12 protein-coding genes are annotated in these 16,256 nt (G+C 33.9%); 4 read left to right on the top strand and 8 right to left on the bottom strand.

From position 1 onward, the window contains the following. Window positions 1-247: 247 nt before the first annotated feature. On the bottom strand, window positions 248-2,002 hold the full coding sequence (locus BC952_RS07130; protein WP_121364988.1) for an ABC transporter ATP-binding protein: 1,755 nt from the start codon (window positions 2,000-2,002) through the stop codon (window positions 248-250). Window positions 2,003-2,137: 135 nt separating this feature from the next. Then, window positions 2,138-2,878, bottom strand: coding sequence for a tRNA pseudouridine(38-40) synthase TruA (truA, locus tag BC952_RS07135; RefSeq protein WP_121364853.1), 741 nt, complete (start codon window positions 2,876-2,878; stop codon window positions 2,138-2,140). A gap of 246 nt (window positions 2,879-3,124) precedes the next feature. Between truA and BC952_RS07140 the strand changes: the two genes are divergently transcribed. Continuing rightward, complete coding sequence (locus tag BC952_RS07140) at window positions 3,125-3,622, top strand: metallophosphoesterase family protein (RefSeq protein WP_121364854.1); 498 nt, start codon at window positions 3,125-3,127, stop codon at window positions 3,620-3,622. Here BC952_RS07140 and BC952_RS07145 read toward each other — a convergent pair. The 3 genes from BC952_RS07145 to BC952_RS07155 all read right to left on the bottom strand — a co-directional run bounded on the left by BC952_RS07145 (window position 3,597) and on the right by BC952_RS07155 (window position 6,629). Beyond that, entirely contained in the window at window positions 3,597-5,324 is a 1,728-nt protein-coding gene (locus BC952_RS07145; protein WP_121364855.1) for a tetratricopeptide repeat-containing sensor histidine kinase, read from the bottom strand. The two genes, BC952_RS07140 and BC952_RS07145, sit on opposite strands and share 26 nt — an antisense overlap. A 67-nt stretch (window positions 5,325-5,391) precedes the next feature. Continuing rightward, on the bottom strand, window positions 5,392-6,054 hold the full coding sequence (locus BC952_RS07150) for a response regulator (RefSeq protein ID WP_121364856.1): 663 nt from the start codon (window positions 6,052-6,054) through the stop codon (window positions 5,392-5,394). A gap of 161 nt (window positions 6,055-6,215) precedes the next feature. Then, a complete protein-coding gene (locus BC952_RS07155; protein WP_121364857.1) occupies window positions 6,216-6,629 on the bottom strand; it encodes a DUF4293 family protein in 414 nt (137 codons plus the stop codon). A 182-nt stretch (window positions 6,630-6,811) separates the two neighbouring features. Between BC952_RS07155 and rho the strand changes: the two genes are divergently transcribed. After that, a complete protein-coding gene (gene rho / locus BC952_RS07160) occupies window positions 6,812-8,578 on the top strand; it encodes a transcription termination factor Rho (protein WP_121364858.1) in 1,767 nt (588 codons plus the stop codon). 138 nt (window positions 8,579-8,716) lie between these two features. On the opposite strand, the gene BC952_RS07165 is transcribed toward rho, so the two are convergent. The 3 genes from BC952_RS07165 to BC952_RS07175 all read right to left on the bottom strand — a co-directional run bounded on the left by BC952_RS07165 (window position 8,717) and on the right by BC952_RS07175 (window position 13,565). Next, window positions 8,717-9,973, bottom strand: coding sequence for an RsmB/NOP family class I SAM-dependent RNA methyltransferase (locus tag BC952_RS07165; RefSeq protein WP_121364859.1), 1,257 nt, complete (start codon window positions 9,971-9,973; stop codon window positions 8,717-8,719). 140 nt (window positions 9,974-10,113) lie between these two features. Further along, complete coding sequence (locus BC952_RS07170) at window positions 10,114-12,075, bottom strand: KUP/HAK/KT family potassium transporter (RefSeq protein WP_121364860.1); 1,962 nt, start codon at window positions 12,073-12,075, stop codon at window positions 10,114-10,116. A 116-nt stretch (window positions 12,076-12,191) separates the two neighbouring features. Next, a complete protein-coding gene (locus BC952_RS07175; RefSeq protein WP_121364861.1) occupies window positions 12,192-13,565 on the bottom strand; it encodes a hypothetical protein in 1,374 nt (457 codons plus the stop codon). Between the two features lie 117 nt (window positions 13,566-13,682). Between BC952_RS07175 and BC952_RS07180 the strand changes: the two genes are divergently transcribed. Beyond that, window positions 13,683-14,747: a WD40/YVTN/BNR-like repeat-containing protein gene (locus tag BC952_RS07180; protein ID WP_121364862.1), complete on the top strand. Its 1,065-nt coding sequence runs from the start codon at window positions 13,683-13,685 to the stop codon at window positions 14,745-14,747. 180 nt (window positions 14,748-14,927) lie between these two features. Continuing rightward, window positions 14,928-16,223 (top strand): TIGR00341 family protein, encoded by a 1,296-nt coding sequence (locus BC952_RS07185; RefSeq protein WP_121364863.1) that lies wholly within the window; start codon window positions 14,928-14,930, stop codon window positions 16,221-16,223. The last annotated feature ends 33 nt before the right edge of the window (window positions 16,224-16,256 follow it).

Consider the following 16,256-nt stretch of genomic DNA (forward strand, 5'->3'; position numbering starts at 1 on the left):
TAACTGTAGCATCTTTGTAAAAAAGAAAAGTGAAATTCATGGTCATGTATTCAACAGATTTCTCTCTTAACTTTCTTAATCTCATTATTGAAAAGATGGGAAGCGGATTCAACTGATTTTTCTCTTACTCTCTTATTCTCATTGTTGAAAAATGGCACACGGATGACACGGATTCAAAGGATTTACGCTGATTTTTTAACCTTGAAACCTTTGCGTCACTGAGCCTTTGTTCCTTTTTAGCAAAAAACTAATTCGCTACTGAAAACTGAGAATCGTACAAATTCTTGTAATAGCCACTTTCACGGTTAATTAATTCCTGATGTGTTCCTTGTTCAACAACCAATCCTTTATCCATGACTACAATTTTATCTGCATTTACAATCGTAGCCAAACGGTGCGCAATGACAATTGATGTTCTGCCTTTGGTAATCGTTTCGGTAGCGCGCTGGATCAATTCTTCAGAATACGTATCAATCGATGACGTGGCTTCGTCCAGAATCAAAATACTTGGATTACTCACATACGCTCTCAAGAAAGCAATCAATTGACGCTGACCGGAAGAAAGCATAACGCCGCGTTCCTTCACATCAAAATCATAATTATCCGGTAAACTCATGATGAATTCATGCACGCCAATTTTTTTGGCTGCAGCCAAAACTTGTTCCCGACTAATTTCAGAATTATTTAAGGTGATGTTGTTGAAAATAGTATCGGCAAAAAGGAAAACATCCTGCAAGACAACCGCAATTTGTTTTCGTAAAGAACTCAATGTGTAATTCTCAATATTGTGATTGTCAATATAAATAGAACCGCTGTTGATTTCGTAAAAACGATTCAGTAAGTTAATAATCGTAGATTTTCCGGCACCTGTAGAGCCTACAATAGCAATCGTTTGACCGGCATTAACTTCTAAATCAATTCCTTTTATCACTTCTTCATCCGGAATGTACCCAAAACGGACTTTTTTAAATTCAATATCTCCCTTAAAAATTGGTGCGTCGATAACTCCGGTATCCTGAATTTGATCTTCGGTATCTAAAATGTCAAAAACACGGTTCGCCGCAATCATTCCCAGTTGCATCTCGTTGAATTTATCCGCAATTTGACGTAACGGATTGAATAACATTCCTATGAACATGGTGTATGAAAATAAATCTCCAAAAGTGGTAAAATTATCGCCGTTTAATATCTTGATTCCGCCATACAAGACAATAAAACCAAGGGTTAAGGACGAAATAATATCCGCAATAGGGAAGAAGATGGAGTTGTAAAGAATGGTTTTTATCCACGCTTTTTTATGCTTGTCGTTGATGCTTTTGAATTTTTCGTACTCAATTTTTTCTCTGTTAAAGAGTTGGACAATCTTCATTCCCGTTACGCGTTCCTGCACAAAGGAATTCATATTGGCAATTTGGGTTCGCACTTCTTCAAAAGCGACTTGCATTTTCTTTTGAAAAATTCGGGTGAAGAAAACCAGAATTGGCATTGCCACAATCACAATCCAAGTCAGTTTCCAGTTCATGTAAAACATAAAAGCCAATACGACAACCATTTTCATCAAGTCACTGATAATCATGAACAATCCCTGACTGAAAATTCGGGCTATCGATTCAATATCCGAAACCGAACGTGTCACGAGTTGGCCCACAGGAACGTGATCAAAATATTTCATTCGGAAACTTAAAATATGTCGAAATAATTTTGTTCTAATGTCTTTTACAATGTCTTGACCCAGCCAGTTCGCCCAATAAACAAAGTAAAACTGCGAAAATACCTCCAATAAAAGGACAATTCCCATCAGGATGACATACATCAATAATCCTTGTTGATCTTGCGTTGCAATGTATCCATCTACGGTTTGTTTCAATAAATACGGACGTAATGCCGCAAAAATCGATAGTGAAATGGCGAAAATAATCACGCCATTAAAACGCCATTGATAGGGTTTTGTGAATTTTAATATTCGTTTGAATAATCTGGTATCAAATGCTTTTGCTTTCATATTTTTTGGAGCTATTCCTGCTATTCGTTGCAATTTTTTATGTTTTTGGCAGCAAAAACATAAAAGGATTTTTACTGCAAATGTTTACATTCACTGAACTCCTACGAAAATAAAAGTCTAGTGAAGTACTCAAGGCTATTGCGTAATGTAATCGTATTCTATTTTGGTTAAATATAAACCATGCGCCGGAACCGAAAAACCAGCTTTATCTCGGTTTTTACTTTCTATAATGGCAGTAAAATCAGCCAGTGTAATCTTGTGTAATCCTATGTTTACTAATGTTCCCACTATGGCACGCACCATATTGCGTAAAAAACGGTTGGCCGAAATGGTGAAAATCAAATTGCCTTTTTCTAGCTTCCAATAGGCTTCAAAAATCGTACAGTCAAAAGTATTTACATCCGTATTTACTTTTGAAAAACACTGAAAATCATTGTGATTGAATAATAGTTGTGCCGCTTCATTCATCAAATCGATATCTAGCTTTTGATGGAAATACCAACTTTGCTCTTGCGAAAAAACATCTTTGAACGTATTGATGTGGTATTCATAGGTTCTTTTAGTGGCATCAAAACGAGTGTGCGCTGCATCGTGAACCATTATAATGTCATAAACAACAATGTCTTTGGGCAAATAAGAGTTGAGTTTGTGCACTAAACTTGGAATATCTAATGGCGTTTCAAAATCAAAATGAGCATACATTTCTTTCGCATGAACTCCGGTGTCTGTTCTTCCGGCTCCCATAAGATTGATGGTTGTATTCAATAGCACCGAAAACGCTTTGTTCATCGTTTCCTGAACGGAAGCAGCATTGGGTTGGTATTGCCAGCCGTGATAATGGGTTCCGTTGTATGCTAATTTGATGAAATATCTCAAGTGAATTTTTTTGAAGCCACAAAGATACTTATTAATTTTTTTGCCACGAAGTCACGCAGGTGCAAACTTTGTTAAGTTTCGATTTCATTTTTTATTTGGAATCCGAATGTTTATTTTTACCCCAAAATCCTAGCCCTGATAGAAGTGAAAATCCTTTATTGTTTTGCTGCCAAAAACAATAAAGATTGTAACGGATAGCAGGAAATTGCTCCAGATTACTTGTTACCTCGTAATGACATTATAAATATGAAAAAAATACTCCTGCTTTCCGATACACACAGCCATATTGATGATACGATTTTGAAATATGTCGCTCAGGCTGATGAGGTTTGGCATGCGGGCGATATAGGTGATTTGGCGGTTACGGATGCGATAAAAAAGCTAAAACTGTTGCGTTGTGTGTATGGAAATATTGATGATGCCACAGCCAGACTTGAATTTCCGTTGCACAACCGTTTTATGTGTGAAGGAGTGGATGTTTGGATTACGCATATTGGCGGTTATCCTGGGAAATTCAATCCCAATATTAAAGCAGAAATGGAATCGAATCCTCCAAAATTATTTATTTGTGGACATTCGCACATCTTGAAAGTCATCTTTGATAAGAAACATAATTTATTGCACATGAATCCTGGAGCTGCCGGAAAAAGTGGTTTTCATCAAGTGCGTACGATGTTGCGCTTTGTGATTGAAGGCGACAAAATCAAGGATATGGAAATTATTGAGATGGAAAAACGGGTGTAGTTATTTTTTTTTGATAAGTAATAGGCACTTCAATAGTAACAGTTGTTCCTGAATTTAGCTTTGAATTTATTAGAATGGTTCCTTTTAGATTGTTTATTCGGGCTTTGATTTGGTTGATTCCGAAACCTTCCAGAATATAAAATTTATCGTTGTCAAATCCTTTACCGTTATCCTCGATTTTGATTTGGAGTGAATTATTGTTTTCTTGAATAGTCAAATTTGCCTGAGTGGCGCGGCTGTGTTTTATGATATTGTTTAGTAGTTCCATGATGATAAAATACATTTTCATCTCAAAATTTTCATTGTAACGTGTTTTGGTAGGCACCACAATAGAGTAGTTAAATTGAATTACCGAGTTTGAGTTTTTTTCGCATAAATCTTCTAAAGCATAAAATAAACCAAATCGTGCTAAAAGCGTTGGCATGAGTTCATGAGATAAATCCCTTATTTGATCGTGTGCTTCTTCTAATATGGCTTTGGTTTTTATGATTTCTTCTGCATTAGTTTGATTTTTAGAGGTAAATGCATTGAGGTGCAACCCTGCAGAGGATAACAAAGCACTGATGTTATCATGTAAAAACGAAGCGATTTTTTTTCGTTCTAATTCTTGTCCGTTGATAGAGGCGTTGATCGTATTTTGTTGCAGTTGACTTTGTATGTCTTTAATTTTATTTTTTTGTTTTAGCTGTGTATTTTGAGAATAGAGATAAAAAAGGATGGACAATACGAGCAGGATTCCGACTAATAATATAACAATTTTTTTGTTTCTGGATTGCTCTTGTATTAGTATAGATTCTTTGGTTTTATAGTCGTTTCCTATTTTGTCGATTTCTCTTTTATACTCGTCAATTTGAAGATTTATTCCGACAACATTTGCTTTGTTGAGTTTTTCCTCGATATTTAATTCATCTGTAATTTTATTGTATAATTCAAGGTTTTTATACGCATTTTCATAGTCCTTTTTTTTTAATAAAAATTTAGAGAATTCATAATGCGAATACGATAAATCAGATTTTTGATTTCCTTCGGTTCCTAGTTTTATCGCATTTTGGAAAAAAACGACCGCCTTTTCAGGGTTGTTTTTATAGCTGTGATACATCCCGTTGAGCATGTTGAGTGCAACAACAGTAGATTCGTCTCCGTATTTTTTGTGGTATTTATTGATGAATTTTAAATGAGGAAACCCTTTTTCAAATTGACCAATATCAAAATAGGCCCAAGTCAAGTTGAGATTGGTAAAAACAATTTGTATGGAATCCTTCGATTTTTCGCTGTATTCTAAAGACTTTTTATAATAAAAAATTCCTTTTTCGTATTGTTTTTTATCAAAGCAATAGATGTTTCCTATATTGTTATTCAGCCAATTTTTTAACTCGTCATTGTTAGTTTTATTAGCATATAAAAGTCCTTTTTTATAGTAAAAAAAAGCTTTGTCGAACTCTGCTAATCCATCAAAATTAGCTCCAATCGTGTTGTATATGGATGCAATAAGATTATTGTCATTAATAGCGATGGCATACTTTAAAGCAAGTCTTGATTTTATTAAAGATTTTTCAAAATTTCCGGCATCCATATCTTTTAGTGCCTCATTTGATATTTGGGTAATCTCCTTTAGTGTGGTTTTTTTTTCTTTAGCAAAAGAGGGGATATTGAAGAAATGGATTAGAATTAGTATCAATATAAAAATTCGATGTGCAGCCATAAATAATGTATCTCTATTTAAATGTATTGTTTTGAAAAGCTAAGCTACTTAAAGTTTGAATAAAGATTTAGGATTTTACTAAATTATTTCTCAAGGCATATTTGACAAGACTGATAGAGTTTTTTGCATCTAATTTTTTCATTATATTTTTCCTATGCGTCTCAACCGTGTTGGTACTGATAAATAACCGATCACTGATTTCCTTGCCACTATATTCCAGTGAAATCAATGTAATGATTTCTAATTCCCTTTCGGTTAAAATCGAATTTGGGTTTGACTCTTGTCTGTTTACTTTTGGATTGTCTTTAGTGAGTGTGTTAAATATTTTTTCTCTAACGGATTTACAAAAATATTCTTCTCCTCTGGAAACGGTTTGTATTGCTTCAACTATATTTTCTCCAGCACATTTTTTTGTCAGGTAGCCGCTTGCTCCAAGTTTCATGACTTCTTTTATTATTCTTAAATCATCGTGACTGGATAAAATAATTACTTTACAAGGAAATCCTTTTTCTGAAAATTCCTTAATGACCTCAATACCATCTTTTTCGGGCATGTTAATATCCAGAATAAGGATGTCAGATTTGTTATCGGTGACTTCATTAAAAATACTACTGCCATTGAGTGAAAACCCTACTACTTCAAAGACAGGAATGGTGTGCAATAAAGTACGAATGCCATCAATAAGAATTTGATGGTCATCAGCGAGATGAATTCTAATTTTTTTTAACATATCGTAATTGTTATGTCAAATCTATGAAAAATAAATAGGCAGGAGGCTCTTTTTATAAGATTTTTATTGTTTTTTTTATGAAACGTATATTTCAGGATACAAAAAAACCCGAATTGTTACATTCGGGTTTCCTTCGCACTAATAAACTAAAGTTTATAGGTTTACCTCAATCTGTCCACAGATTTTACAAGATCCTCATCCTTTTTGATAGCCTTATTAGCCAAGACTAATAATACGATAGCAACTACAGGTAGAAACATCCCAATACCTTTCTCCGAAACAGCAGGTGTTTCTCCAGATAGATTTAGTGAACGATATACAAACAATCCTAATAAAATCAAATTTAATATGATATTCAATCTGCCAATAACAAATTGATTTTGTCTTTTTTTATAGGAAACAATACTCAATAACGTCAACGTAGTACTCAATCCCAATAGTATCGTATACACTTGGCTTTGCATGAAATAATACGCTGTATCATCACTCATAGTCCATAACGGAATAAAAAATAACAAGATGCCGGTGACTACAAAAGCAAGTAGTAAATAAATAGTTTGAATTCTTTGTATCATTTGTTGAATATGTTTTACAAAAATATATTTTCTTTTTTAAAAATACTATTGTCTGATTAAATTTTATTCGTATTATTGCATCATAATTCCGTAAGCACTTCATACTGCGGTTGATTCAATTTAAAGTTCACTACCTATCTTTTACATTATTTCCAAAAATTAATTAAACTCATAGAACATTCATGTTTGATATTTCTGCATTAAAAGAAATGAAGCTTTCTGAGCTTCAAGAAATAGCTAAATCAGCTAAAACCATAAAATTTAACGGTGTAAAAAAAGAGACTTTAATCAGTCAAATTTTAGAGCATCAAGTGGCTGACGCTAATCCTGCATTGGATACCAAAACAGAAAGTAATCTGGAAGACGATAAACCTAAAAGAGAAAGAGCTAGAATACTGCCTGTAAAAAAAGTGGCTATTCAGAAAACACCAAAAAACACAGTTTTTGAAACGGAAGAAATCACAGCAGAAACAAGTGTTGACGCTGAAAATACTTCTGTTGACGCATTGCCTATTTCTAAAGAGGAAAAACCATCTTCAACTCAAGAGCTTGAATCAGGTGAAAAAAAAGTGGGTAAGGTAATTAAGTTTAATAAATCAGCTTACGAGAAGAAAATAGCTTTAAAAAAGGATAAAGAAGAAGGAAAAGAAATAGCAAAAGAGACTGATCCTGCAGCAGAAATCACAACCGAAGAAAAAGTTGATGTTCCTGTTCCTGTAAAAAAAATAAATCCAAACCAATTACATAAGCTGAATCCAAATCCAAACGGAAATGGAAATCCAAATCCAAATTTCAAAAATAAGAAAAGCAATTTTGCCGCTTCTGATTTTGAATTTGACGGAATCATAGAAAGTGAAGGCGTTCTGGAGATGATGCCTGATGGGTATGGTTTCTTGCGTTCTTCGGATTATAATTATTTGGCTTCACCAGATGATATTTATTTATCGACTTCTCAAATCAGGTTGTTCGGTCTTAAAACTGGAGATACGGTAAAAGGTGTGGTTCGTCCACCAAAAGAAGGAGAGAAATTTTTTCCATTAGTTAGAGTTTTAAAAATAAACGGACACGATCCTCAAGTGGTTCGTGACCGAGTTTCATTTGAACATTTAACGCCTGTTTTTCCATCGGAAAAATTCAAATTGGCCGAAAAACAAAGCACTATTTCAACCAGAATTATCGATTTGTTTTCACCAATAGGAAAAGGACAACGTGGAATGATTGTGGCGCAGCCTAAAACAGGTAAAACCATGTTGCTGAAGGAAATTGCCAATGCAATTGCGGCGAACCATCCTGAAGTATACTTAATTGTTTTATTGATAGATGAGCGTCCGGAAGAGGTTACAGACATGCAACGTAGTGTGCGTGGTGAAGTAATCGCTTCAACATTTGACAGAGAGCCGCAAGAGCATGTGAAAATTGCAAATATCGTTCTTGAAAAAGCAAAACGATTGGTAGAATGTGGTCACGATGTAGTGATTTTATTGGATTCTATTACGCGCTTGGCGAGAGCATATAATACGGTACAACCTGCTTCGGGTAAAGTATTAAGTGGAGGTGTGGATGCGAATGCATTACAAAAACCAAAACGTTTCTTTGGAGCGGCACGTAATGTAGAAAATGGCGGTTCATTAAGTATTATTGCTACCGCATTGACTGAAACGGGTTCCAAAATGGACGAAGTTATCTTCGAAGAATTTAAAGGTACCGGTAATATGGAATTGCAATTGGATAGAAAAATTGCCAATAAGCGTATTTTCCCAGCAATCGATTTGACTTCTTCAAGTACAAGACGAGATGATATGTTATTGGATCCAAAAACATTACAAAGAATGTGGATTATGCGAAAATACCTTTCGGATATGAATCCTGTTGAAGCAATGGATTTTATCAATGATCGTTTCAAGAAAACGAAAAATAATGAAGAGTTCTTAATTTCAATGAATGATTAATTATAAAGGTTCAAAGTTTTTTTAGTTTAATGTTTAAGGTTAGAAAAAGATTAAACTGAAAAAAAAAATAATTTACAAAAAAAGTCCTCGAAATTTCGAGGACTTTTTTTGTAAATTATAGAGTGTAAAATCTAATTTTTATTCTATTTCTTTTTGTACTCTTTTTTCTTTCTGTTCTACACTTTCTTTACGTTCTAACAAAGCCATGTAAAATCCGTCAAAACCTGACTCTGAAGCCAAGATTTTTTGGTCTTTTATAAAATTGAATTGTTTACCAATGTCAGTTGTCAAAAAACGTTGTACCTGTTCTTGATTCTCGGATGGTAATATAGAACAAGTGGCGTACACTAATTTTCCTCCCGGTTTTACAATTTTAGAATAGCTTTCTAAAACTTCCGATTGTACTTTTCGGATATTATCAATAAATTCCGGTTTCAATTTCCATTTTGCATCTGGGTTTCTTTTTAAAACTCCTAAACCGCTACAAGGTGCGTCAATTAAAACACGGTCTGCTTTTTCGTGTAGTTTTTTGATGATTTTTGTCGAGTCTATAATGCGGTATTCAATATTGAAAGCACCGTCTCTTTTGGCTCTGATTTTTAATTGCTTCAATTTGCTTTCATACAAATCCATAGCGATTAATTGTCCTTTGTTTTCCATCAAAGAAGCTATGTGCAACGTTTTTCCACCTGCACCTGCACAAGTATCAACCACGCGCATTCCTGGCTTTACATCAAGGAAAGCGGCTACTAATTGTGAATTGGCATCCTGAACTTCAAAGAAACCTTGTTTGAAAGCATCAGTCAGGAAAACATTCGCTCTTTCTTTCAATACTAAAGCATCCGGCTGATTTTTCAACGTTTCTGTCTCAATGTTTAAATCCATCAAAATAGCACGCAGCGCTTCTCTGGTTGTTTTAAGTGTATTTACTCTTAAAATTACTTTAGCAGGCTGGTTTTGAGCTGCTATTTCAGTTGCCCAAACTTTTTCTCCTAATTCTTTAACCCCTAATTCATCCATCCAGTCCGGAATAGATTCTTTTAAAGCTCTCACTTTAGAAAGTTCATCAAAACGTCCTTTTATTTTTCGTTCTGGAGTTCCTTCCAGTTGGCGCCAATCCGGGATAGGATATCCTCTTAATACTGCCCAAACCGAAAACATTCTCCAAAGATTGTCTCTGTCAAAAGGTTCTTTTACTTCGGCTATTTCTGCGTATAATCTTTTCCAACGTACAATTTCGTAGATGGTTTCGGCAACAAACTTTCTGTCAGAGCTTCCCCAACGTTTGTCTTTTTTTAAAGATCTGGCAACTACTTTATCCGCATATTCACCTTCGTTAAAAATGGCGTTTAAAGCATCTATTGTTGTGTAAACTAAATTTCTGTGTAATCTCATTTTAAATAATTGAGGTGCAAAGGTACTATTAATTGATTGAATGTTATATTTTTAATAATGAATGTTATTTTTAAATTTTTCGACAAAAAAAAACACTGTACTACTACAGTGTTTTATGGATGATTTTAAAAGCAAAAAAGTTATTTTACTCTTGTCAATCCTATATTCTCAGGAGCATGAAGTACCATTGGAAATTTTTCCACTTTTACGGAACTGCTGTCTAAACCAAACGCTCTTTCTTCAGATAAACTTAGTTTTTTAATGAAGAAATAGGAATTCATAATTATTTTTTCATGCCATCTTAAGTCACTATCATTAGAAAGGAATTTTTCAGATAAGACAAATTTGAAATCACCTATGATATTGTTTTTGTTCAAAGATTCATATCTGCTGGTTATATCTACCTCTCCTTTTTTTACCATGTCTCTGATTACTTCTCTAAACATCAGGTTTATTTTGGTAGGTTCTCTAAAACCAAGATTAAAGTCTACACGATACAAATCATCTTTGACAATCTCGGTTACTTTATATTCGGTTTTGTATGGTTCTGTTAGTATATTCACGTGAACAAACCAGTAGATATCAGCTCTTTTAGGTCTTTTTTGTAAAATAGAATACATTACTTTTTCTTCTATTTCGTCTGTTCTTCCGGCATTAGTCATGTAAACTAAATGCGTGGCATATTTAGGTATCGATAAATCGGCACTTAATTCAACAAGCACTTTTTTGTAATCCTCAATTTTAACAATTTTGGTGTAGCTTTTATTAATTTTCTTCGCCAAATACCAAATGGTCATTATACTGATTAAAGTAATTGCTATGAAAAGCGTTACATAACCACCGTCAGCAAACTTAGTTATGTTAGCAGCAAGAAAACTAAATTCTATTGCTAAATAAATGGTAATCAACGGTATGATAAAATATAATTTTACTCTTTTCATGATTAAATAAAAATTAAGTAAAATAGTGGTCATAATCATGCATAAGATAATGGCCAGGCCGTAAGCGTGTTCCATATTACTGGATTCTTCAAAATGCAATACGATTCCAACACAACCAAAAAACAGTAACCAGTTGATTGATGGAATATACAACTGCCCTTTTAATTCAGTAGGATATTTGATTTTTACTTTTGGCCAAAAATTTAATCGCATCGCTTCATTTATCAAGGTAAATGAGCCACTAATTAAGGCTTGCGAAGCAATTACAGCGGCAAGAGTTGCTATTACAATTCCTATAGGCTGAAACCAGTCTGGCATAATTAGGTAAAATGGATTTCCGTTTTTTCCGCCCAAACTTTGCAATGTTTCTCCTTCATGCTGAATTAAATAAGCCGCTTGTCCAAAATAATTAAGTACTAAAGCAGTTTTTACAAAAATCCAACTGATTCTAATGTTTTTTCGTCCGCAATGTCCCATGTCAGAGTACAATGCTTCCGCACCTGTTGTACAAAGAAATACAAATCCCAAAACAAAAAAGCCTTCGGGATGAATGGTCAATAAATGATAGGCATAATAGGGATTGATGGCTCTAAAAACATCAGTATGTTGTGCTATTTGGATACATCCTAAAATAGCAAGCATTCCAAACCAAATCAGCATCATTGGAGCAAAAAACTTACCGACTAATCTGGTTCCAAATTGCTGTATAGCAAAAAGTACGAATAGAATAGTTATTACAATTGGAATTGTATTTATTTCGGGATAATAAGTTCTAATCCCTTCTACAGCAGAAGATACAGATATGGGAGGTGTAATGATTCCGTCCGCTAATAAAGCACTTCCACCTATTATTGCAGGGACTATCAGCCATTGAATTTTTGTTTTTTTGACCAAAGCATATAATGCAAAAATACCTCCTTCACCGTGATTATCAGCACTTAAAGTTATGAGTACATATTTGATAGTGGTTTGAAGGGTAAGTGTCCAAAATACACATGATATTCCACCTAAAACAACATCTGCGTTTATGATATGCTCGCCTAATATGGCTTTCATCACATATAGTGGTGATGTTCCTATATCACCATAAATTATTCCCAATGAAATTAATAAACCACCTAATGTCCATTTACTATGCAAGTCTTTGTGCGATGCGCTCATGTAATATTTTTAAAAAACTTGTCAAAAATACACTTTTAAAATAAATTAGAGCTTTTTATCCAATAAAAAAACACGGCTATCAAAGCCGTGTTTTTTAGTTTCTTTTTAATATACTCTTAGGATCTTCTATTGTCGTTTCTGGACGAATTTCCTCTTTGACTTTCTGTTCTTTGTGGCGCTGATTCTCTTGAAGAATTTCCTCTGCTTTGAGATTCTGCTCTTTGTGGGGCAGCTTGTCTTGAGGGGGTTGTTCTGTTTTGAGAATAATCTCTCTGGGAATTTCCTCTTTGAGGTGCTGCCTGTTCAGAAGGACTAGTTCTGTTTTGAGAATACTCTCTCTGCGAATTTCCTCTTTGAGGCTTTGCCTCAGTGGAAGGACTAGTTCTGTTTTGAGAATAATCTCTTTGTGAATTTCCTCTTTGTGGCGTTGCCTGAGTGGAAGGACTAGTTCTGTTTTGAGAATACTCTCTCTGGGAATTTCCTCTTTGAGGCGTTGCCTGAGTAGAACGATCAGTTCTGTTTTGAGAATAATCTCTTTGTGAATTTCCTCTTTGTGGCTTTGCCTGAGTAGAACGATCAGTTCTGTTTTGAGAATAATCTCTCTGCGAATTTCCTCTTTGTGGAGTTGCCTGACTAGAAGAATTAGTTCTGTTTTGAGAATAATCTCTAGAAGTTCCTGCTCTTTGTGATCCAGCTTCTCTAGATGTAATGGCTCTTCTATTAGAATAACCAGTTTCATTTCTTGATCCTCTTCTTTGGTCTAATTCATATCGGTTCGTTACAGTAGCGTTTCTTCGTGAGAATGAATAGTTCGGGTTTTGTCTTTCATAACCATTTGAGCGTCTTGAATTGTATAAAACTACAGCGCGATTGCTTCTTCTATTAGTAACATAATTATAGTTGTTGTTAATATTCAAATTAATATTTATGTTGTTTCTGTAACGGAATACCGGAAATGGATTCCAAGCGTAATAATAGGAAGGATAATAGCCCCAGTTCCAAGTGGAATAATATGGACGATAATTAGGTGACCAGAATGAAGCATAAATTACAGGAGTACTGTAATAAACGGGCTCATAAATATAATTTTCACCATACATGAAAACATCCCCTACTACTTGAACATGAATTTTATTGTTTCTGTCTTTTTCAACATCAATTGTAGCCACATCTTGGTAGACATCTTCATCAATTACTGATTGGACTATGATTAAGTGTGTTCTGTTTTCTACTGTTTCAATAACCCGTAAATAATCAACTTCATTATCATTATTTAAATCTAAATTTGATATTTGAAGTTCTGGATCATTCAGGCGTCTTTCAAAATCCTGTAAGTCTCTAGATTCGCCAAAAATAGAAGCAACAGCTCTCAAATCAAGATTATCGCTGATTTCGGCATTCATGGCATTTACTGATGTTCTATCTTGCGCTTGTGTTTGTGTTGCGAAAACAGAAGTCAATAGACTCAATAATAGTAGTTTCGTTTTCATAATAAATTGGATTAAGTTTTCCCTTTTTTTTCAATATCCAATTACTGTGCCAATTAATATTAGTCTCTATTTGTATTTGTATTATTAATTGTAAATTAGCCCTAAAATGTACGAAAAATGAAAAATATTTTTTTAATTCTATTAGTTTTAATTGTGTTTGTGTCTTGTAAAACAGGTGTTTATAAGTCAGAAAATTTAAATAAAGTTAGTTTTCAATCCGTTACAATTGATACACTATTCCAAGATAAAATAAGTATCAGAGCGATTCAAGTGGATAAAAATAAAATTTGGTATGCTGCTGATAAAGGAAGATATGGTTTTTATAATTTGGATACCAATCAAAAAATGGAGAATAAAATTACTAAGGATTCTTTAAAACTTGAATTCAGAAGTATTGCTCAAACAGCGAAGCATATTTTTATTCTGAATGTTGCAAATCCTGCATTGTTGTACCAAATTTCAAAAGATGGCAAGCAAACTAAAGTAGTATATCAGGAAAATCATGAGAAAGTCTTTTACGACAGTATGCAATTTTGGGATAATAAAGAAGGTATTGCAATGGGAGATCCAATTGCTGATTGTCTGAACATCATTCAAACCCGTGACGGAGGGAATACCTGGGATAAAATCCCGTGTGATAAATTACCAAAAGTGATGGAAGGCGAAGCTGCTTTTGCGGCCAGCAACACAAATATTGTCATCAAAGGAAACCATACGTGGATTGTTTCCGGTGGAAAAAAATCAAGGGTTTTTTATTCCTCTGATAGAGGAAATAGCTGGTCAGTGCATGAAAGTCCAATTGTACAAGGAAAAACGATGACCGGAATTTTTACAGCTGATTTTTATGACGCAAATAACGGATTTATAGCCGGAGGCGATTATGAAATCAAGAATCAGAACTTTTCCAATAAAGCCATCACTACGGATGGTGGAAAAACATGGAAGCTTACGGCTGAAAATCAAGGTTTCGGGTATGCTTCCTGTGTGCAATATATTCCTAAAAGTAACGGCAAAGGAATTGTAACTGTTGGGACTTCAGGAATATATTATTCTTCGGATAGTGGGGCTTCGTGGAACCAATTGGCATCTGATTCCACATTGAATACAATTCGCTTTATAGATAAAAATACCGCAATCGCAGCAGGGCAAAATAAAATGATTCGAATCAAATTTAAATTCTGATTAATATAGCAGTAACATCAATTAGATTTGTATTTAAAAAATTATTTAGGGAATTGGTTTTTTGAAAATATACTAGTATTACTATTTTAAAATTAATTATCTTACTGACTTCATTGGTAAGAGGAACAATTGAGATTTTGGTTTTGAAAGTAATTTTAAACAAGGAATAAACAAAGAAGCATGAATAAAGTAGTAAATTTTATTGACTTACATAGCGGAGAAGAAGACAAAAAGAAAGTCATGGATAATGTGAAGTCAAATATTTCTTTCAGAGGATCAAATTTATGGATTTTGGCCTGTGCAATTGTAGTGGCTTCTGTCGGACTGAATGTGAATTCCACTGCGGTAATTATTGGAGCCATGCTAATTTCTCCTTTGATGGGACCAATTGTTGGAGCGGGTTTTGGTTTGGGAATTTATGATTTTAATCTGCTAAAAAGATCGCTTAAAAATTTACTTATCGCTACGGTAGTGAGTTTGGTGGTTTCCACTGTTTACTTTTATTTAAGCCCTTTCAAAGATACACAGTCGGAACTTTTGGCTAGAACATCACCTAATATTTACGATATTTTCATTGCTTTTTTTGGAGGATTAGTTGGTGTAATAGCCATTACAAGGGTAGAAAAAGGAAATCCAATTCCCGGAGTTGCCATTGCAACTGCATTGATGCCTCCTTTGTGTACGGCGGGTTATGGATTAGCCTTGGGGAATTTTAAATTCTTTTTTGGTGCTATGTATTTGTACACTATTAATTGTGTTTTTATCTGTATTGCAACCTTTATAATTGTCAAATATTTAAAATATCCAATTGTCAAACAAACCAATGCAAAGACAGAAAAGCGAGTGAAGTATATGATTTCTTTTTTGACTTTAGCTTTGATTGTCCCAAGTGTTTTCTTTGCGTATCAGCTTTTTCAAGAAAAAAAATACAAACAAAAGGTAGAACAATTTTTAAAAGTAGAGTTTATTGATAAGGGATTTACTGTTCTGTACAAAAAAACGCAGTTTACGTCAAACCCAAAAAAAATAGATATTGCTTTTTTACGAAAAAGGTTGGATAAGGACGAAATAAAAGAACTTAACGGAAAATTGAAAACATATGAATTGAATAATACGGTATTAAATATTATTCAAGATACAACTGATTTAAAACAGGATATTTTGAATGAAATCACGTTCAACAATAAAACGATGAGTGAGAAAGATTTGATTATTGCCAAGCTGCAAAGTCAAATTACTTCTTTGAAATTCGATAACAATGCTATTCTGAATGAAACACGAATACTGTTTCCTGAGATTGAAAATATTGCTATTGCGAATCATGTGTTCAATGAAAATAAAGCTACCAAAAAAGTGATTACGGTTGTGCTTTATGAAAGTAAAAAAGATATAAATACTGCCGAAAAACAAAAATTGACTGCATGGCTAAAGAACAAATTCAAAACGGATGTTGTTGAAATTTATAAAAGGCAATAAATTCGCTTAAAACACTGGAATGAAATGATTTTT

It is taken from the genome of Flavobacterium limicola, assembly GCF_003634755.1.
GTDB classification, from domain to species: Bacteria; Bacteroidota; Bacteroidia; order Flavobacteriales; family Flavobacteriaceae; genus Flavobacterium; species Flavobacterium limicola.